Raw genomic sequence first — 21,374 nt, 5'->3', positions numbered from 1 at the left:
AAGGACGACATGACGTCTTCGAGGAAGGACCGCGCTTCCGCGCTGCCCGAGGAGCTGCGGGAGGCGCTGCGCCGCCGTCTCGCGGGCAAGGCCGGGCGCGCCGACGCCATCCCCCGCGCGGACCGCGCGCGGCCGCTGCCGCTGTCCTTCGCCCAGGAGCGGCTGTGGTTCCTGCACACCCTCCAGCCGGAGGAGGCGGGGTACAACAGCGCGCTGGCGCTGCGGCTGACCGGCGCGCTGGACGTGGCGGCGCTCTCCCGGGCGCTGGATGCCCTGGTGGAGCGCCATGAGGCGCTGCGGACCACGTTCGACGATCTCGACGGCCGGCCGGCCCAGGTGGTGCGCCCGGCCGGGCCCGTCCCGCTGCCGGTGGCCGACCTCACCGGCGCGGACGGAGACGCCGAGGCGCTGGACCGGCTGCTGCTGGCCGAGTACGCCCGGCCGTTCGATCTGCGGACCGGTCCGGCGCTGCGGGCGCTGCTGATCCGCCTGGCCGAGGACGCGCACGTACTGCTGCTCACGGCCCATCACATCGTCACCGACGGCTGGTCGATGGGGGTGCTGCAGGACGAGCTGTGCGCGCTCTACGGCGCCGGGCCCGGCGCGGACCCGCCGCCGCCGGTGCCAGTGCAGTACCCGGACTTCGCCGTGTGGCAGCGGGAGCGGCTCTCGGGGGCCGCCCTGGACCGCCAGCTCGACTACTGGAAGGGGCGGCTGGACGGCGTCGTCCCGCTGGAGCTGCCCACCGACCGGCCCCGGCCCGCGGCGCCCAGCTCGGCGGGGGCGATCCACGAGTTCACGGTGGGCCGCGCCACCGCGGACCGGCTGCGAACGCTCGCGGCGCACGAGCGGACCACTCTGTTCACGGCGCTGGTCGCCGCCTGCCAGGGGCTGTTCGCCCGCTGGTCGGGGCAGGACGACATCGCCATCGGCACCGTCACCTCCGGACGTGGCCGCACCGAACTCGAGCGCGCCGTCGGCTTCTTCGTCAACACGGTGGTGCTGCGTTCCGCGGTGGACACGGCCCGTTCCTACCGCGCGCTGCTGGCCGACGCCGGGGCCACGGTGCTGGACGCCTTCGCCCATGACGAGGCGCCGTACCAGCGGCTGGTGGAGGCAGTGGGGGCGCGCCGGGAGGCGGGCCGCAATCCGCTGTTCGATGTGATGGTGCTGCTGCACAGCGCCCCGAGGAGCGCGCCCCGGCTGTCCGGCCTGGCCGCGACGAGCGTGGCCGTGCCCCGCCGGTCGGCCACCTTCGACCTCAGCGTCGAATTCGTCGAATCCGGGCCGGATGGGGCAGAGCTGCGGGGGCTGCTGGAGTACAGCACCGAGCTGTTCGACCGGGCGACCGCCGAGCGGATGGCGGGACATCTGCTGGTGCTGCTCGACGGGGTGGCCGCCGAACCGGACCGGCCGGTGCGCGAGCTGCCCCTGCTCACGGACGGGGAGCGGCGGCGGATGACGGCCGCCGGGCACGGCCCTGTGCTGTCGGTCGAACCGGCCACGTTCCCGGCGGTGTTCGAGACGGCGGCGGCCCGTACCCCGGATGCCACGGCGCTGGTGGCCTCCGACGCCTGCTACGACTTCGCGGAGCTGAACGCGGCCGCCAACCGGCTGGCGCACCATCTGATCGCCCAGGGCGTGGGCCCGGAGCGGGTCGTCGGGGTGAAACTGCCCCGGACCTCCGACATGATCGTGGCGATCCTGGGTGTGCTGAAGGCGGGCGGGGTCTATCTGCCCCTCGATCCCGAACTCCCCGCCGAGCGCGTCGCGTTCCTCCTGTCCGACGCCGAGCCCGCGCTGGTGCTCGACGAGGCCGCCCTGCGCGCCGTCCCGGCCACGCTGCCGGTGGCGAACCCCATGGACGCGGACCGGACCGCCGCACTGCGTCCCGGCAGCGCCGCCTACGTCCTGTACACCTCGGGCTCCACCGGCCGCCCCAAGGGGGTGGCCGTGGAGCACCGGTCGCTGGTCAATCTGCTGGTCGGCCACCGCGAGGGCTTTGTGGCCGAGGCGGGCGGCGGGCCGCTGCGCGTGGCGCTGACCGCGTCGTTCTCCTTCGACACCTCGCTGGAGGGGTTGCTGCTGCTGGCCGACGGCCATGAGCTGCACCTCATCGACGAGGCCACCCGGCTCGACCCGGCCGCGCTCGTGGCGCGCGTCGCCGAGCACCGTATCGACTTCCTCGACCTCACCCCCTCGTATCTGCGGCAGCTCCTCCCGGCCGGGCTGCTGGACCACCCCCGGCACCGGCCGCGGGTGCTGATGCTGGGCGGCGAGGCCATCGGTCCGTCGCTGTGGCGGCGGCTGGCGGACACGCCGGGGACGACGGCGTACAACTTCTACGGTCCGACCGAATGCACCATCGACGCGCTCGCCGCCCGGATCGGCGGCGCGGGGCGCCCGGTGGTGGGCCGCCCGCTGGGCAATCTGCGCGCCCATGTGCTCGACTCCCGGCTTCAGCCGGTGCCGATGGGGGTCGCGGGTGAGCTGTATCTGGCGGGTGAGCAGGTGGCCCGGGGGTACCGGGGCCGTCCGGGGCTGACCGCGTCCCGCTTCGTGGCCGATCCGTACGGGCCCGCCGGGAGCCGGATGTACCGCACCGGGGACCTGGCCCGCTGGACCGCGGACGGGGAGCTGGACTACCTCGGCCGGGCCGACGACCAGGTGAAGATCCGGGGCCACCGGATCGAACCGGGCGAGATCGAGGCGGCGCTGCTGGATCTGCCGGCCGTCGCCGAGGCGGCCGTCGTCGCGGTGACCGACGACCGGGGCCACGCCCGGCTGGCCGCGTACTACGTGCCCGCGCCCGGCGGTGAGGCGCCCGCCTCCGGCGCGTTGCGCGCGGCTCTCGGGCGGACCCTGCCGGGCCATATGGTCCCCGGTGCCTTTGTCGCCCTCGACGCCATGCCGCTCAACACCAGCGGCAAACTGGACCGCCGGGCGCTGCCCGCGCCGCGGCTCGACGCGGACCGGCCGGAGCGGGACGCCACCGCGCCGCGCACCGAGGCGGAGCGGGAGCTGGCGCGGATCTGGGCCGAGGTGCTGGGCGCCCGGACGGTGGGGGTGAACGACAACTTCTTCGAGCTGGGCGGCGATTCGATCCTCAGCATCCAGATCGTCTCCCGGGCCCGCCAGGCCGGGCTCGCGCTCACCTCGCGGGATGTCTTCCTGCACCAGACCATCGCCGGGCTGGCCGCCGCCGTGGCACCGCGCGAGGCGCCCGAAGCCGCCGGGGACGAGCCGGCGGAGGTGGCGGGTCCGGCGCCGCTGACCCCGATCCAGCACTGGTTCTTCGCCACCCATGGCCCGCTGCGCCACTTCACCATGTCGATGGTCCTCGATCTGCCGTCCGGCCTGGACGAGGGCGCGCTGGAGGCCGCGCTGGACGCCCTGGTCGCGCACCACCCGGCCCTGCGCACCCGGTTCGTCCAGGGCGACGACGGCGGGTGGCGGCAGCTCGCGGACGGCGCGCCGGGCGGGCCGGTGCTGCGCCGCCACGATCTGTCCGGGCTCGGCGGCACGGAGGAGACGGCCGCGGCCGAGGCGGCCGCGGAGGCCGCCCGCGCCGAACTCAACCTGACCACGGGGGCGTTGCTGCGGGGTGCCCTGCTGAGGCGCGGGGCGGGGGCCCGGCCGCGGCTGTTCCTCACCGTGCACCACCTGGCCGTGGACAGCGTCTCGTGGCGCATTCTGCTGGGCGATCTGGAGACCGCCTACCGGCAGGCCGCGGCCGGGGAGCCGGTGCGCCTGGAGCCCGCCTCCACCCCCTTCACCACCTGGGCCCATCGGCTGGGCGAGCGGGTGCGGGAGGGCGAGCTGGACGGCGATCTGCCGTACTGGGAGGGCGTACGGCGGGCGGGCGGCGCGGGCCTTCCGGCGGACCGTCCCGGCACGGCCACCGCCGGGTCCACCCACACCGTGCGCGTGACACTCGACCGCGAGGTCACCGATGGGCTGCTGCGCCGGGTGCCCGGGGTGTACCGGACACAGATCAACGATGTGCTCCTCGGCGCGCTGGGGCGGGTGCTCGCCGGGTGGACGGGCGGGGACCGGGTGCTGGTGGCCATGGAGGGCCATGGCCGCGAGGAGCTGGACGCGGCCGTCGAGCTGTCCCGGACCGTGGGCTGGTTCACCACGCAGTACCCGGTGGCGCTGACGCTGCCCGGGGACGGCTGGGGCGCGGTGCTGAAGTCGGTGAAGGAGCAGCTGCGCGCGGTGCCGCACCGGGGGCTGAGCCATGAGGCGCTGGCGTATCTGAGCGCACCGGACTCCCCCGCGCGGGCGCTCGCCGACGCGCCGCCGCCGGGCATCTGCTTCAACTACCACGGCCAGTGGGACTCGCGCGGGGACGGTGGCGCGTTCACGCTCACCGGGGAGAGCCTGGGGCGGGATCTGGCCGCCGACGAGCCGTCGGTGTATCCGCTGGATGTGTCCGCCGTGGTGGCGGACGGTGAGCTGGAGCTGACCTGGCTGTACTCCGACCGGGTCCACGACGCGGCCACGGTGCGGGGGCTCGCGGACGGCATGCTCACGGCGCTGCGGGAGATCGTGGCGCACTGCGACGGACCGGACGCGGGCGGCCGGACTCCCTCCGACTTCCCGCTGGCCCGGCTGGACCAGGCCGCCGTCGACCGGCTGGTGGGCGACGGACGCCGGATCGAGGACGTCTATCCGCTGACGCCCCTTCAGGAGGGCATGCTGTTCCACCGGCTGGTCGGCGGCGAGGAGGACGTCTACCTCGACCAGGCCACGCTGATCCTGGACGGGGTGGGCGACCCGGAGGCGTTCGCCCGGGCCTGGCAGGAGACGGTGGACCGCACACCGGTGCTCCGTACCGGCGTCGTCTGGGAGGGGGTCGAGCGGCCGCTGCAGATCGTCCGCCACCGGGCCGGGGTGCCCGTGACCCAGCTGGACTGGCGCGGGCTGCCGGAGGAGCGGCGCGAGGCCGAACTGGAGCGGTTCCGGGCCGAGGACCTGGCCCGGGGCATCGATCTGACCGCGCCGCCGCTGATGCGGCTGGCCATCGCCCGGCTGACCGACGCCCGGGTGGCGCTGATGTGGACCTCGCACCATCTGGTCCTGGACGGCTGGAGCCTGGCGCAGGTGTTCACCGAGGTGTGCGAGCGGTACACCGCGGCGGCCCAGGGCCGTGCTCCGGCGCTTCCCGCCCGCCGCCCGTTCCGCGACTATCTGCGGTGGCTGGACGGGCGGGACGGGCAGGAGGCCGAGCGCCACTGGCGGGATGTGCTCGCCGGTTTCACCGCCCCGACCCCGCTCCCCGCCGACCGCAGGGCCGTGGAGTCCCACCGTGCCCGCTCCTCGGCGACCGTGGCGGTGTCGCTCACCCCCGAGGTGTCGGAGGAGCTGCGCCGTACGGCCCGCGGCGGCGGCCTGACCGTCAACACGATCGTGCAGGGCGCCTGGGCGCTGCTGCTGTCCCGGTACGGCGGTGAGGAGGACGTGGTCTTCGGTACCACCGTCTCGGGCCGTCCGGCGGAGCTGGCCGGGGTCGAGTCGATGGTCGGGATGTTCATCAACACCCTGCCGACCCGAGTGCGGGTGGACGCCGCCCGGAACACCGGGGACTGGCTGCGGGACCTCCAGATGGCGCAGTCCGCGTCCCGGCGCCATGAATCCGTCTCGCTGGCGCAGGTGGCGGGCTGGAGCGAGATACCGGCCGGGACCTCGCTCTTCGATTCGATGGTGGCCTTCGAGAACTACCCCTTTGACGACTCCTCGGCGCGCGAGGCGGGCCTGCGGATCGTCGAGGTCCGCTCGATCGACGCCACCAACTTCGGCCTGAGTCTGCGGGCCCATCTCTCCGACCGGCTGGGCTTCGACCTCGGCTATGACCCGGGGCTGTTCGACGCCCGGACCGCGGCCGCGCTCGCCGACCGGCTGTCTCTGCTGCTCACCGCGATCGCGGCCGACCCCGACCGTCCGCTGCGGGCGCTTCCGTGGACCACCGCCGAGGAGCGGCGGCGGATCCTGGTGGAGTGGGGCGGCGGCGCGCCCCCTGAGGCGCCGGAGCGGACCCTGGTGGACCTGTTCGAGGAGCAGGCCGCCCGCGCCCCCGGGGCCATCGCCGTCTCGTGTGCCGGGGTTTCGCTGTCGTACGCCGAACTCGACGCACGGGCGGGCCGGTTGGCGCATCGTCTGATCGCCGAGGGCGCCGGGCGGGAGCGGTATGTGGCGCTGGCGCTGCCCCGCTCACCCGAGATGATCGTGGCGATCGTGGCGGTGCTGAAGACGGGGGCGGCCTATCTGCCCCTCGACCCGGACCAGCCGTCCGGCCGGATCGCCCGGATGCTCGCCGACGCCGAACCGGTGGCCCTGCTGACCACCACCGCCCTGGAGACGCGGCTCGCCGACGACCCGGACACCGCCGGGCACACCGCCGTGGCCCGGCTGTGTCTGGACGACCCCGCCCTGATCGCCGATCTGGAGCGCCGCCCCGCCGCCCTGCCGGCCGGTTCGGGTCCGCTGCCGGAGAGCCCCGCCTACGCCATCTACACCTCCGGGTCCACGGGCGTGCCCAAGGGCGTGGTGATCCCGCACTCCAATGTGGTCCGGCTGTTCTCCCGGACCCGGGAGTGGTTCTCGTACGACGCGAGCGATGTGTGGACGCTGTTCCACGCTTACGCCTTCGACTTCTCCGTCTGGGAGATCTGGGGGCCGCTGCTGCACGGCGGCCGGCTCGTGGTCGTCCCGTACGCCGTCTCCCGCTCCCCCGAGGAGTTCCTGCGGCTGCTGGCGGAGGAGGGGGTGACGGTGCTCAGCCAGACGCCGTCCGCCTTCCAGGGGCTGATGCGCGCCGACGAGGAGCACCCCGGAGCCCAACTCGCCCTTCGCCGGGTGGTGTTCGGCGGTGAGGCGCTCGACGCACGGCGGCTGGCGGGCTGGTACGCACGGCATCCGGACACCGCGCCGGTGCTGGTCAACATGTACGGGATCACCGAGACCACCGTCCATGTCACCTACGCCCCGCTCGACCGCGCGGCAACGTCCGTCGCGGCGAGCGCCATCGGCACCGGCATCCCCGATCTGCGGGTGTATGTGCTGGACGAGGCGCTGCGGCCGGTGCCGCCGGGGGCGGTCGGCGAACTGTATGTGGCGGGGGCCGGGCTCGCCCGGGGCTATCTGCGCCGCCCGGGGCTGACCGCGTCCCGCTTCGTGGCCGATCCGTACGGGCCCGCCGGGAGCCGGATGTACCGCACCGGCGACCGGGCCCGGTGGAGCGCGGACGGCGAGCTGGAGTATCTGGGCCGCGCCGACGACCAGGTGAAGATCCGTGGTTTCCGGATCGAGCCCGGGGAGATCGAGGCCACCCTGACCGCCCATCCGGAGGTCGGCGACGCGGTGGTGACCGTACGGGATGACCAGCCCGGGGTGCGGCGGCTGGTGGCCTATGTGGTGGCCGCCGGTTCGGCCGCGCCACCACAGGCCGGTGAGTTGCGGGAGTTCCTCCAGCGGACGCTGCCCGCGCAGATGATCCCGGCGGCGTTCGTGGCGCTGGAGGCGCTGCCGCTGACCGCCAACGGCAAGCTGGACCGGCGCGCGCTGCCCGCGCCCGGCCTCGACGGCTTCGCGGCGAGCGCCGAGCGGATCGCCCCGCGCACCGAGGCCGAGCGCACGGTGGCGCGGGTGTGGGCCGAGGTGCTCCCGGTCGAGGCGGCCGGGGCGACGGACGACTTCTTCGCCCTGGGCGGCGATTCGATCCTGGCCATCCGGGTGGCCTCCCGGCTGCGGACGGCCTTCGGCACCGAGGTCACCCCGCGCGCGCTGTTCACCCACACCACCGTGGCCGAACTCGCCGCCGCGCTGGGCGCGCCGGAGACGGGCGGAACGCCGGAGGACGGCGGGGCGGCGGAGGTCGGCGGGGCGGCGGAGGTCGGCGGGGCGGCGGACGCCATCCCGGCCGTGCCACGGGACGGGGAGCTGCCGCTGTCCTTCGCACAGGCGCGTCTGTGGTTCCTGGACTCCTTCGACGGCGGCGGCACGGAGTATGTGACGCCGTTCGCGCTGCGGCTGCGCGGCCGCCTGGACACCGCCGCGCTGCGCACCGCCCTGGACGCCCTGGTGGCCCGGCACGAGCCGCTGCGCACCACCTTCGCCGAGGTGGACGGCCGCGGGGTGCAGCGGGTGCACGATCCGTACCCGGTGGCGCTGCCGGTGCACGACCTGACGGCCCGCCCCGTGGCCGAGCGCGAGCGGGAGCTGGAGCGGCTGCTGGAGCGGGAGGGCGCCACCCCCTTCGATCTGCGCACCGGGCCGCTGCTGCGGGCGTCCCTGATCCGGCTGGACGACGAGGAGCACGTGCTCACCCTGACGATGCACCACATCGTCACGGACGGCTGGTCCACGGCCGTCATCAGCGCCGATCTGAGCGAGTTGTACGGCGCGGCGGTCATGGCGCGGCGGCCCGCGCTCGCCCCGCTGCCGCTGGGCTACGCCGACTACGCGGCATGGCAGCGCGATCCGCTCGGCGGCGCGGCGCGGATGGAGCCGCAGCTGGAGTACTGGCGGGCGCGGCTGGCGGATCTGGCGCCGCTGGAGCTGCCGACCGACCGTCCCCGGCCGGCCGTGCAGACCAAGGACGGGGCGCTGCTGGAGTTCACCCTGCCCGCCGCCCTGGTGGAGCGGCTGCGCGCGGCCGGGCGGCGGCGCGACTCCACCCTCTTCATGACGCTCCTCGCCACCTGCCAGGTGCTGCTCGCCCGCTGGTCGGGGCAGGAGGACATCGCGGTGGGCACCGTGACCTCGGGACGGGAGCGGCCCGAACTGGAGCATCTGGTCGGGATGTTCGTGAACACGCTGGTGCTGCGCACCAGCGTGGCGGCCGACGACTCGTTCGAGGAGCTGCTCACCCGGGTGCGGGGCACCGTGCTGGACGCCTTCGCCCACCAGGACGTGCCGTTCGAGCGGATCGTGGACGCGCTCCAGCCGGAGCGGGACACCAGCCGCACCCCGCTCTTCCAGGTCATGGTGGCGCTCCACAACCTGGGCGCCGAGGTGCCCGACCTGCCCGGTCTGGCCGTGGAGGCCGTACGGGTCCCGGGCCGGACCGCCGGTTTCGACCTGGGCTTCGACTTCGTGGCGGGCCCCGGCGGCCTGACCGGCTTCGTGGAGTACAACACCGATCTGTTCGACGCGGCCACCGTGGAGCGGATGGTCCGTCAGCTGCGGCTGCTGCTGGCAGCGGTGGCCGAGGACCCCGGGCTCCGGGTGGGCGAACTGCCGCTGCTGACCGCCGGGGAGCGGCGGACGGTGCTGGCGGAGTGGAACGACACCGCACTCGCCGTGCCGGACACCACCTTCCCCCGGCTCTTCGAGGAGCAGGCCGCCCGCACCCCGGGCGCCACCGCGCTGGTGGCCTCCGACGCCACCTACGACTTCGCGGGGCTGAACGCGGCCGCCAACCGGCTGGCCCACCATCTGATCGCCCTGGGCGTGGGCCCGGAGAAGGTGGTCGCGGTCAGGCTTCCGCGCACCGCCGAGCTGATGGTGGCCCTGCTCGCGGTCCTCAAGGCGGGCGGTACGCAGCTGTACGTGGACCCCGGGCTGCCCGCCGAACGCGCGCGGTTCCTGCTGGAAGACGCGGCGCCCGAGGTCGTCCTCACCCCCGATGCCCTGCGGGACGCGCCCCTGGACGGGCTGCCGGACACCGATCCCACCGACGCGGACCTGCTGTCCCCCCTGCTGCCCGGGCACACCGCGTACATCACCTACACCTCGGGGTCCACCGGCCGTCCCAAGGGTGTCGCCGTCGAGCACCGCCAGCTGGTCAACCTCTGCCTCGACCACCGGGCCGGGCTCATCGCACCGCACCAGGCCGAGGCGGGCCGTCCGCTGCGTTCGGCGCTGACCGCCGCGTTCTCCTTCGACACCTCCTGGGAGGGCGCGGTGTTCCTGGCCTCGGGCCAGGAGGTGCATCTGGTGGACGACGCGGTACGGCTCGACCCGGCCGCCCTGGTGGCGCTGGTCGAGGACCGTGGGCTGGACTTCCTCGACGTCACCCCGTCGTACCTGCATGAGCTGATGGCGGCCGGGCTGTTCACCGGGGACCGCCACCGCCCCCGGATCGTCATGGTGGGCGGCGAGGCCCTCGGCGCGGCACTGTGGCGGGAGCTGCGCGCGGTGCCGGGCGTGGCGGCGTACAACTTCTACGGGCCCACCGAATGCGCCGTGGACGCGGTCTACGGCGACCTGGCCGGTCTCGGCGACCGGCCGCTCATCGGACGCCCCGGCCGCAATCTGCGGGCGTACGTCCTGGACGGCGCGCTGCGGCCGGTGCCGCCAGGCGTCCCCGGTGAACTCCATCTGGCCGGGGCACAGGTCGCCCGCGGCTATCTGCGCCGCCCCGGGCTCACCGCGGGCCATTTCGTCGCCGACCCGTACGGGCCTCCCGGCGACCGGATGTACCGCACCGGCGACCGGGCGCGCTGGACGGCGGACGGGGCGCTGGAGTTCCTGGGCCGCGCCGACGAACAGCTCAAGATCCGTGGGTTCCGGATCGAGCCCGGCGAGATCGAGGCCGCGCTGCTGGGCCATCCGGCGGTCCAGGAGGCGGTGGTCGTGGCCCGCGAGGACACCGGTCACCGGCGGCTGGTGGCCTATCTGGTGACCCGCTCCGACGGCCCGGCCGACGCTCCCGATCCGGTGGAGCTGCGCGCCCTGCTCAAGCGCACCCTGCCCGACTACATGGTCCCGGCCGCCTTCGTGACACTGGACCGGATGCCCCGCACCGACAGCGGCAAGGTGGACCGGCGCGCGCTGCCCGCTCCCCCGGACCGGCCGGAGCAGGGCTCGCCGTACGTGGCGCCCCGGACCCCCGCCGAGACGGTGCTGGCGGACGTGTGGGCCGAGGTGCTGGGCGTTCCCGAGGTGGGCGTGGAGGACAACTTCTTCGCCCTGGGCGGCGATTCGATCCTGAGCATCCAGATCGTCTCCCGCGCCCGCCAGGCCGGGCTGACGCTCACCTCCAAGGACGTCTTCCGCCACCAGACCATCGCGGAGCTCGCGCTGAGCGTCGAGACGGCCCGGCGGCAGCCGCTCGCCGACGCGGCCGGGGCGGTGGCCGGACCGGCGCCGCTGACCCCCATCCAGCACTGGTACCTGGACGGGCGGCACCCCGGCGACCGGCACCACTTCACCATGAGCCACCGGCTGGAGCTCACCGGCGACCTCGACGAGGCCGCCCTGCGGCAGGCGGTGGACGCCCTGGTGGCGCACCACGCCGCGCTGCGCACCCGCTTCCTGGCCGTCGACGGGCAGTGGCGGCAGGAGGTCCTGCCCACCGCCCCCGGCGGTGTCCTGGAGCGGCACGACCTGTCCGGTCTGGACGAGGCGGCACGCGCCGAAGCCGTACGGGAGGCCACGGTCGCGGCCCAAACGGGACTGGACATCGCCGAGGGGGCCGTGCTGCGGGCGCTGCTGTTCACCTTCGGCCCCGGGCAGGCGCCCGAGTTGCTGCTCACCGCCCACCATCTGGTGGTGGACGGCGTCTCCTGGCGGGTCCTGCTCGGCGATCTGGAGACCGCCTACCGCGGCGCCGCCGCCGGTGGCGCGCCCACCCTGCCCCCGGCGAGCAGTGCCTTCACCCGGTGGGCGGCCCGGCTGGCGGACCATGTGCGCTCCGGCGGGCTCGACGGCGACCTGGCGTACTGGACGGGCGTGGCGCGCTCCGCGCCCGCCGCGCTCCCCGTCGACCGCGAGGGCCCCAACACCCATGAGACGGCGGCCACGGTGACCACGGTCCTCGGCCGTGCCGAGACCGAGGCGCTGCTGCGCCGGGTCCCCGGCGTCTACCGGACGCGGATCAACGACGTACTGCTCGCCGCGCTCGGCCGGAGCCTGGCGCGCTGGACCGGCGGGGACACGGTGCTGATCGGCGTGGAGGGGCACGGCCGCGAGGACCTCTTCGAGGACCTGGACCTCTCCCGTACGGTCGGCTGGTTCACCGCCGAGTACCCGCTCGCGCTGGCCGTCGACGCCGGGGCGGGGTGGCGGGACACCCTCCGGTCCGTCAAGGAGCAGCTGCGGGCCGTTCCGCACCACGGGCTCGGCCACGGAGCGCTGCGCCGGCTGGCCCCGGAGGGCTCCCCGGCCGGGGAGCTGCGAAGCGGGCCGTCGCCGCGGATCGTCTTCAACTACCACGGCCAGTGGGACGTGGCCGCGGCCGACGAAAGCGCCCCGGGCCTGTACCGCGCCGCCCTCCCGGTGACCGGCCAGGACGCCGCGCCCGGGGAGACCCGCCCGTGTCTGCTGGAGGTCACCGGGGCGGTCCAGGACGGCCGGCTGGAGCTGGGCTGGAGCTATCCGGCCCGGATGTACGACGAGGCCACCGTGCGCCGGGTCGCGGACGACTGTCTGGCCGCGCTGAAGGAGATCGTCGCGCACTGCGCGGAGCCCGGCGCGGGCGGGCGCACCCCGTCCGACTTCCCGCTCGCCCGGCTCGGCCAGCGGCAGGTGGATCTGATCGCCGGTGACGGCGGCGCGGTGGAGGACGTGTATCCGCTGACCCCGCTCCAGGCGGGCATGCTCTTCCATGGCCTCGTGGACAGCGCTGCCACCGGTGGCGCCTACTTCGACCAGATCGCCATCCGGATCGGCGGGATCGCCGACCCGGACGCCTTCGCGGCCGCCTGGCGGCGGGTGGTGGACCGTACGCCGGGCTTACGCAGCTCCGTCCGCTGGGAGGGGCTCGCCGAGCCGGTCCAGGTCGTCCACCGCCGGGCCGACCTGCCCACCGTCCGGCTGGACTGGCGGGAGTTGACGCCGTCCGCGCGGGAGGAGGCGCTGCGGCGGCTGCTGGCCGAGGACCGCGCCGCCGGGATGGAGCTCACCTCGGCCCCGCTGAGCCGGATCGCGGTGGCCGGGCTGCCCGATGACGAGGTCATGCTGGTGTGGACCTCGCACCATCTGATGCTCGACGGCTGGAGCACCGGCCAGGTCTTCGCCGAGGTGTGCGAGACGTACGCGGCTCTCGTGGCCGGGCGCTCGCCGCAGCCGCCCGCCCGCCGGGCCTTCCGGGACTTCCTGCGCTGGCTGCGTGAGCAGGACCAGGAGGGTGCGGAGCGGCATTGGCGCGAGGTGCTGGCGGGGTTCGGCACCCGCACGCCGCTGCCGTACGACCGGCCGCCCCGGGAGGCGCATCGCACCACCTCGACCGCGCTGACCCGGCTGGAGCTGACCGAGGAGGTGTCCGCCCGGCTGCGGGAGACCGCGCGCGGCGGCGGGCTGACGGTCAACACGGTGGTGCAGGGCGCGTGGGCGCTGCTGCTGTCGCGGTACGGCGGGGTGCGCGACGTGGTGTTCGGCACCACCGTCTCGGGCCGTCCGGAGGGGCTGCCGGGCGTGGAGACGATGGTCGGCATGTTCATCAACACGGTCCCCACCCGGGCCGTGGCCGAGGGCGGCCGTGAGGTCGTGGCGTGGCTGCGGGAGCTTCAGGAGCAGCAGAGCGAGTCCCGCCGCTTCGACTTCGTCGCCCTCCCCCGGATCCAGGCCCTCAGCGCGATCCCGGCCGGTGAGGCGCTCTTCGACAGCATGGTGGTGTTCGAGAACTACCCCTTCGACGAGGCGTCGGCGGCCGGTGCCGGGATCCGGGTCCGGGAGGTGCGGGCCGAGGACTCCACCAGCTTCCCGCTGTGTCTGCGCGCCTATCTCGGCGACCGGCTGGGCTTCGACCTCGCCTACGATCCGGCGCTGTTCGACGCGGCCACGGCCGAGCGGGCGGCGGCCCATCTGGAGACGCTGCTGACCGGGATCGCGGACGGCGCCGGGCGGTCACTGGACGAGCTGCCGCTGCTGACGGAGGCGGAGCGGCTGCGGGCGGCCGGCGCGTGGAATGCGACCGCCCGGCCGCTGCCGGAGGGCTCGCCGGCCGAGCTGTTCGCCGAGCGGGTGCGCCTTTGCCCGGACGCCGTCGCCGTCACCGACGGCGCCACCTCGCTCAGCTATGCCCAACTCGACGAGTGGGCGGGCCGGTTGGCCGGACATCTGCTGCGGTCCGGGGTGCGTCCCGAGGACCGGGTGGCGCTGCTCATGGACCGGTCGGTGGAGCTGGTCGTGGCCCAGCTCGCGGTGGTCAGGGCCGGTGGGGTGTACGTACCGGTGGACGCCCGCGCCCCGCGCGACCGGCGGCGGACGCTGCTGGACCAGGCGGGCGCCGCGGTCGTGCTGACGCCGGAGGAGGTGGCCGCCGCCCGGGAGGGCGAGCCCGTGGCGGCCGCGGTGCCGGTGCACCGGGACCAGCTGGCGTATGTGATGTTCACCTCCGGGTCGACCGGTGTGCCCAAGGCCGTGGGGGTGCGCCATCGCGATGTGGCGGCGCTCGCCCTGGACCGTGCCTTCGCCGGTGGCGGGCATGAGCGGGTGCCGCTGCACTCGCCGGTGGCGTTCGACGCCGCCACCTACGAGATGTGGGTGCCGCTGCTGAACGGTGGCCGGGTGGTGGTGACACCGGGCGAGCTGGACGCCGCCGCGGTGCGCCACTTGGTGGCCGAGCACGCCGTGACGGGGCTCTGGCTGACCGCCGGGCTGTTCCGGCTGCTGGCTCAGGACGCGCCGGACTGCTTCGCGGGGCTGCGCGAGGTGTGGACCGGCGGCGATGTGGTGCCCGCGGCCTCGGTGCGCCGGGTGCTGGAGCACTGCCCCGGGCTGACCGTGGTGGACGGCTACGGGCCGACCGAGACCACCACCTTCGCCACGTACTTCCCGATGTCCCGCGCCGACGAGGTGCCCGAGGTGGTGCCGATCGGCCGGCCGCTGGACAACATGCGGGTCCATGTCCTGGACTCCAGGATGCGGATCGTGCCGCCGGGTGTGGTCGGCGAGCTCTTCGTCGCCGGGGAGGGGGTGGCCCGTGGCTATCTCGGCCGGCCAGGACCGACCGCGGCGGCGTTCCTCCCCGATCCGTACGGGCCCGCCGGGGAGCGGATGTACCGCACCGGCGATCTGGCGCGGCGACGCCCGGACGGCACGGTGGAGTTCCTCGGCCGCGCCGATGACCAGGTCAAGGTCCGTGGCTTCCGGATCGAGCCGGGCGAGGTGGAGGGGGTGCTGGCCGGGCATCCCGAGGTGGCGGATGTCGCGGTGGTGGCCCGCGCGGACGGTCCCGGTGGCAGGCGGCTGGTGGCCTATGTGGTGGCCGGTGGCGACACGCCGGTGGAGGGTGACCCGCTGCGGGCGTACGCGGCCGAGCGGCTGCCGGACTATATGGTGCCGTCGGCCGTCGTCCCGCTGGACGCGCTGCCGCTCGGCCCCACCGGGAAGCTGGACCGCGCGGCGCTGCCCGCGCCGGGCCCGGACACCCGCCGCACGCCCTACCGGGCGCCGCGCGAGGGGGCCGAACGGGCCGTGGCGGCGGTCTGGGCCGAGGTGCTGGAGGTCGAACGCGTCGGCGCCGGGGACAACTTCTTCGAACTCGGCGGCGACTCGATCCTCTCCATCCGGCTCACCTCACGGCTGCGGGAGGTGCTCGGGGTGGAGCCGTCGCCCCGCCTGGTGTTCACCCACCCGACCGTCGCCGCCCTGGCCGAGGCGCTCGGTGGCGCGGACGGCCGCGGCGCGGACCGGCCGGCCCCGATCACACCGGTGGCCCGGGACGGCGAGCTGCCGCTGTCGTATCCGCAGCAGCGTCTGTGGTTCCTGGACTCCTTCGCCCCCGACAGCGCCGAGTACATCACCCCGCTGGCGCTGCGGATGCGGGGAGCCCTCGATGTGAACGCGCTCAGCGCGGCGCTGACCGCGCTGGTGGCCCGGCACGAGTCGCTGCGGACCACCTTCGACGCGGTGGACGGCCGCGGGGTGCAGATCGTGCACGACCCCTGGGAGGTCCGGCTCGACCCGTACGACCTGTCCCATCTTCCCGCCGCCGAACGGGAGGCGGAGCTGGGGGAGCTGCTGGCGTACGAACGGGAGCGCCCGTTCGATCTGCGGCGCGGCCCGCTGCTGCGCACCGGGCTGATCCGGCTCGGCCCCCAGGAGCACATGCTGAGCCTGACGCTGCATCACATCATCACGGACGGCTGGTCCACCGGTGTGCTCACCGGCGATCTGCGGGAGCTGTACCGGGCGGCGCTGAGCGGTGAACCCGCCGCGCTGCCCCCGCTCCCGGTGCAGTACGCGGACTTCGCCGCCTGGCAGCGGACCGAGCTCACCGCTCCCCGCGCGAATGAGGAACTGGCCTATTGGGCACGCCAGTTGGCCGGAGTGCCGCCGCTGGAGGTGCCCACCGACCGGCCCCGCCCGGCGGTACGGACGAAGAACGGCGCCACCGTGGAGTTCACGGTGCCCACCGGGGTGAGCTCGCGCCTCAAGGAGTTCGGGCAGACGCGGGGCACCACCCTGTTCATGACGCTGGTGGCGGCGGCCCAGATCCTGCTGGCCCGGCTCTCCGGCGGGCGGGACATCGCCGTGGGCACCGTCACCTCGGGGCGGGAGCGCCCCGAGGTGGAGCGGCTGATCGGCTTCTTCGTCAACACCCTGGTGCTGCGCTCCACCGTCGATCCGCACGCCCGCTTCGGCGACTTCCTGGCCGAGGTGCGCGGCACCGTCCTGGACGCCTTCGCCCATCAGGCGGTGCCGTTCGAGCGGGTGGTGGACGAGGTGCGGCCGGTGCGGGACACCAGCCGGACACCGCTGTTCCAGGCGATGGTGGTGCTCCAGAACGCCCCGGGCCGGGTGCTGGAGCTGCCCGGTCTGGAGCTGGCGGACGTGGAACTCGACACCCAGACCGCCGCCTTCGACCTCACCTTCGAGTTCGCCGAGGCCGAGGAGGGTGTGCTGCGCGGGCTGATCGGCTACAGCACCGATCTGTTCGACGCCTCGACCGTGGAGCGGATGGGCTCGGCCCTGCGGGCGCTGCTCGCCGGGATCGCCGCGGATCCGGAGCGTCCGGTGGGCGCGCTGCCGCTGACCACACAGGCCGAGCTGCGGCGCACCCTGGTCGAATGGAACGACACCCGCCTGGAGGTGGAGCGGGCCACGCTGCGCGAGCTGTTCGAGCGGCAGGTGGCCGTCTCCCCGGATGCCACGGCCGTGCGGTACGGGAAGGGCGATCTCACCTTCGCCGAGTTGGACACCGCCGCGAACCGGCTGGCGCACCGGCTGATCGGCCGGGGTGTGGGGCCGGAGCGGCTGGTGGCGCTGGTGCTGCCGCGTTCGGTGGAGATGCTGGTGGCGCAGCTGGCCGTGGCGAAGGCGGGTGGTGCGTTCCTGCCGGTCGACCCCGGCTATCCGAAGGAGCGGGTGGCGTTCATGCTGCGGGACGCCGCGCCCTCGGTGGTGCTCGACGACGCGGCCTCGGTGTGGGCCGAGGAGGGCCCCGCCGGACCGCCGCCCCTCCGTGGCCTGACGCCGGACCACCCGGCCTATGTCATCTACACCTCCGGCTCCACCGGTGTGCCCAAGGCGGTCGTGGTCACCCATGCCGGGCTGGCCGGTTTCTCGGCCGCCGCGGCGGCGCACTACGAGGTACGGGCCGGGGACCGGGTGCTGCAGTTCTCCTCGCCCAGCTTCGACGCCTCCGTCCTGGAGCTGTGCGTCTCGCTGCCCCATGGCGCGGCGCTGGTGATCGGCGACGAGGGCCCGCTGCTGGGCGAGCGGCTGGCCGAGGTGCTCGGCGGGCAGCGGATCACCCATGCGCTGATCCCCCCGGCCGCGCTGGCCACCGTGGAGGAGGCGGACCGGCGGACGGGGCTGCCGGAGCTGCGGACCCTCATCGTCGGCGCCGACGCCTGCTCCGCGGAGCTGGTGGACCGCTGGGCGCCGGGCCGGCGGATGGTCAACTCCTACGGCCCGACCGAGGCCACGGTGGTGAGCACCTGGTCCGGGCCGCTGACCGCCGGGTCGGGGGCGCCGCCGATCGGCCGGCCGATCCCGAACACCCGGGTCTACGTACTGGACGAGGCGCTGCGCCCGGTGCCGGTGGGCGTGGCCGGGGAGCTGTATGTGGCGGGCCCGGGTCTGGCGCGGGGCTATCTGGGCCGTCCGGGGCTGACCGCCGCACGGTTCGTGGCCGATCCGTTCGGCCCGGCGGGCGGGCGGATGTACCGCACCGGCGATGTGGTGCGGTGGACCGGCGACGGTGAGCTCACCTTCCTGGGCCGGGCCGACGACCAGGTCAAGGTGCGGGGCTTCCGGATCGAGCTCGGCGAGGTGGAGAGCGCGCTGCGGCGCAGCCCGGAGGTGCGGGAAGCGGTGGTCGCCGTACGGGAGACCGCCCCGACTCCGGAGCAGCCCTCCGGCGGGAAGCGCCTGGTGGGCTATGTCGTCCCGGCGCCGGGTACCTCGCCGACCGCCGCCTCGCTGCGCGACGTCCTGGGCCGGACCCTGCCGTCCCATATGGTGCCGTCCGCGTTCGCCACCCTGGACGCCCTTCCGCTCACGGCCAACGGCAAGGTGGACCGCCGGGCGCTGCCCGACCCGGACCCGGTGCCCGTCACCTCCGGCGCGGGCCAGGTCGCCCCGCGCACCCCGATGGAACGCCGGATCGCGGACATCTGGGCCGATGTGCTCGGTCTGGAGCGGGTGGGCGTGGAGGACAACTTCTTCGAGCTCGGCGGGGATTCCATCCTCAGCATCCAGGTGGTCTCCCGCGCCCGCCAGGCCGGGCTGCGGCTGACCACCAAGGATCTGTTCACCCATCAGACGGTGGCGGCGCTCGCCACCGTGGCCACCGCCGAGCGGGACGAGGGCCGTGCGGAGCCGGTGACCGGGGCGCTTCCGCTCACCCCGATCCAGCGCTGGTTCTTCGCCACCCACACCGTGAATCCGCGCCACTTCAACCAGTCCACGCTGCTGGAGCTGCACCAGGAGCCGGACGAGAAGGCGCTGGAGGGGGCGCTGGCCGCGCTCCTGGTCCACCATGACGCGCTGCGCACCCGGTTCACCGAGGACGGCGGCGAGTGGCACGGCCACGTCCCGGAACCGGATGGCGACGGCGGCGTCCTGGACCGCCACGACCTGTCCGGTCTGCCGGCGCGGGAGGCGGACGCGGCGATGGAGAAGGCGGCCGACGCCCTCCACGCGGGCTTCGACCTGGGCCGGGGCCCGCTGCTGCGGGCCGCGCTGTTCCGCTTCGGCGAGGCCCGGCGCCCGTTCCTCTTCCTGACCGCGCACCATCTGGTCATCGACGGGGTGTCCTGGCGGATCCTGCTGGACGACCTGGACATCGCCTATCAGCAGGGTGTGCGGGGCGAACCGGTGGACCTCGGCGCCAGGACCACCGCCTTCCGCGACTGGGCGCGGCGGCTCGCGGAGCATGTGGCCGAGGGCGGCCTGGACCATGAGGCCGACCACTGGTGCGAGGCCCTCGACGCCCGGCCGCTGCCGGTCGACCATCAGGTGGCCGCGCCGGGACCCGAGATCGCTACGGTGCCGGTCGAGCTCGACGAGCGGGACACCGAGGCGCTGCTGCGCTCGGCGCCCACCGCCTATCGCACCCGGATCAACGATGTGCTGCTCGCCGCCCTCGCGCTGGCGCTGTCCCGCTGGACGGGCCAGGAGCGGGTGTCGGTGGAGCTGGAGGGCCATGGGCGCGAGGACATCCTGGACGGTGTCGATCTCTCCCGTACGGTGGGCTGGTTCACCACCATGTATCCGGTCTCCTTCACGCTGCCGGACATCCCCGGCGGCGGGCCGGCCGACTGGCGCGGACTGGTGAAGTCGGTGCGGCGGCGGCTGCGGACCGTCCCCGGCAACGGCTTCGGCTTCGGGGCGCTGCGCGCCTTCGGCCCACCCGAACTGCGCGAACGGCTGTCCCGGCCCGGCACCGGGCCGCAGATCGTGTTCAACTACCTCGGCCAGTGGGACGCCCGGTCGGCCGAGTCCCAGGGCGGTCTGGTGCACGCCGAGCACGGCTCGTTCGGCCAGGACCACGATCCGCGCGAGGGCGGCTCCCATCTGCTGGAAGTGGTGGGCGCGGTGCAGGACGGCCGGCTCGGCTTCACCTGGCGCTACCGTCCCGAGGTGCACGAGAGGCGCACCGTGGAGGCGGTGGCCGGGGACTTCGCGGAGGCGCTGCGCCGGATCGCCGGGGACTGCCGGGGCGCCGTATGACCGCCGCCCCGCCGGTGTCCCCGCCGGTTCCGCTGTCGCGCAACCGGGACTACCGGCTGCTGTGGGGCGGTCAGGCGCTCTCGGAGTTCGGCTTCCACACGGCGCTGATCGCGTTTCCGCTGCTGGTCCTCGCGCTCACCGGCTCGGGCGCCGCCTCCGGTCTGGTCATGGGCACCATCGCCGCCGCGCAGATGGTGGCCGGGCTCCCGGCGGGCGTCCTGGTGGACCGCTACGACCGCAAGGCCATCATGCTGGGCTGTGAGGCGGCCCAGGCGGTCTCCGCCATCAGCCTGGTGGCCGCCGTGTGGGCCGGTGCGGCCACCGTCTGGCACATGGTCGTCGTGGCGGCGGTGTTCGGGGCGAGCGCGGCGCTCTTCGAACCGGCGGAGAGCTCGTCGCTGCCCGGCCTGGTGGCGGAGGAACATCTGCCCACGGCGGTGGCGATGAACACGGCACGGGCCTCGATGGGGCAGCTGGCGGGCACCGCGACCGGCGGGTTCCTGTTCGCCGTGGGGCGGTTCGTGCCCTTCCTGGTGGACGCCGTGACCCACACGCTCTCCTTCGTCGCGCTGCTCTTCGTACGGCTGCCCCGGCGCGAGCGGTCCGCCGACGAGGTGGGCCCGCTGGGCCGGGAGGCGCTGGCGGGGCTGCGGTGGGTGTGGCGGGAGCGCCGGATCCGGGTCACGGTGGTGTGCGCGGTGGTGCTCAACCTGTTCTTCAGCGCCTTCTACCTCGTCGTCATCGTGCTCGCCGAGTCCAGGGGGGTGCCCTCCGGGGAGGTCGGCGTGATGGCGGCCATGCTCGGGGTGGGCGGGGTGGCCGGCGCGCTGCTGGCGCCCGCACTGCACCGGCGGCTGGGCCCGTACGGCGGCATCATCGCGGTGTTCTGGGCGCTGGCCGTGCTCGCCCCGGTCACCGTGCTGATGGACAGCGGCTATCTCATCGGGGTGCTGTTCGCCCTGATGGCACTGTTCCCGCCGACCGCGAACACCGCCATCATGACCGACCAACTGCTGCGCACCCCGGACGAGTTGCGCGGCAGGCTCACCAGCACACTCGTCCTGGCCTGCGGTGCCGCGGGCGCGGCGGGCCCCGCGCTGGGCGGAGCGCTCGCCCAGGCCCTGCCGGGCGACCGGGCCATCCTGCTCTGCGCGGCGGGGATGGCCGCCGCGGCCGTCCTGGCCACCGTCAGCCCGACCCTGCGCACGCTGTCCCGCCGCCATGAGGCCGGCCGGACGGACGGCTGACCGCCATCCGGCACTTCACCGACCCTTCCCGATCCGACCGACCCGACCTACCCGACCGAT

General features: G+C 74.7%; 2 protein-coding genes. Both read left to right on the top strand.

All coding sequences use genetic code 11. From position 1 onward, the window contains the following. Window positions 1-9: 9 nt before the first annotated feature. Window positions 10-20,067 (top strand): non-ribosomal peptide synthase/polyketide synthase, encoded by a 20,058-nt coding sequence (locus JK364_RS17145; protein WP_201851964.1) that lies wholly within the window; start codon window positions 10-12, stop codon window positions 20,065-20,067. Beyond that, the gene (locus JK364_RS17140) at window positions 20,064-21,314 is read left to right on the top strand and encodes an MFS transporter (protein ID WP_201851963.1); all 1,251 of its coding nucleotides are present in this window, start codon (window positions 20,064-20,066) and stop codon (window positions 21,312-21,314) included. Before JK364_RS17145 ends, JK364_RS17140 begins: the two co-directional genes overlap by 4 nt. Window positions 21,315-21,374 lie beyond the last annotated feature (60 nt).

The sequence above is a fragment of the Streptomyces endocoffeicus genome (genome assembly GCF_016741935.1).
Lineage (GTDB): Bacteria > Actinomycetota > Actinomycetes > Streptomycetales > Streptomycetaceae > Streptomyces > Streptomyces endocoffeicus.
Note: the sequence above shows the minus strand (reverse complement) of the source record. Positions and strands in the feature narration are given on the sequence as shown.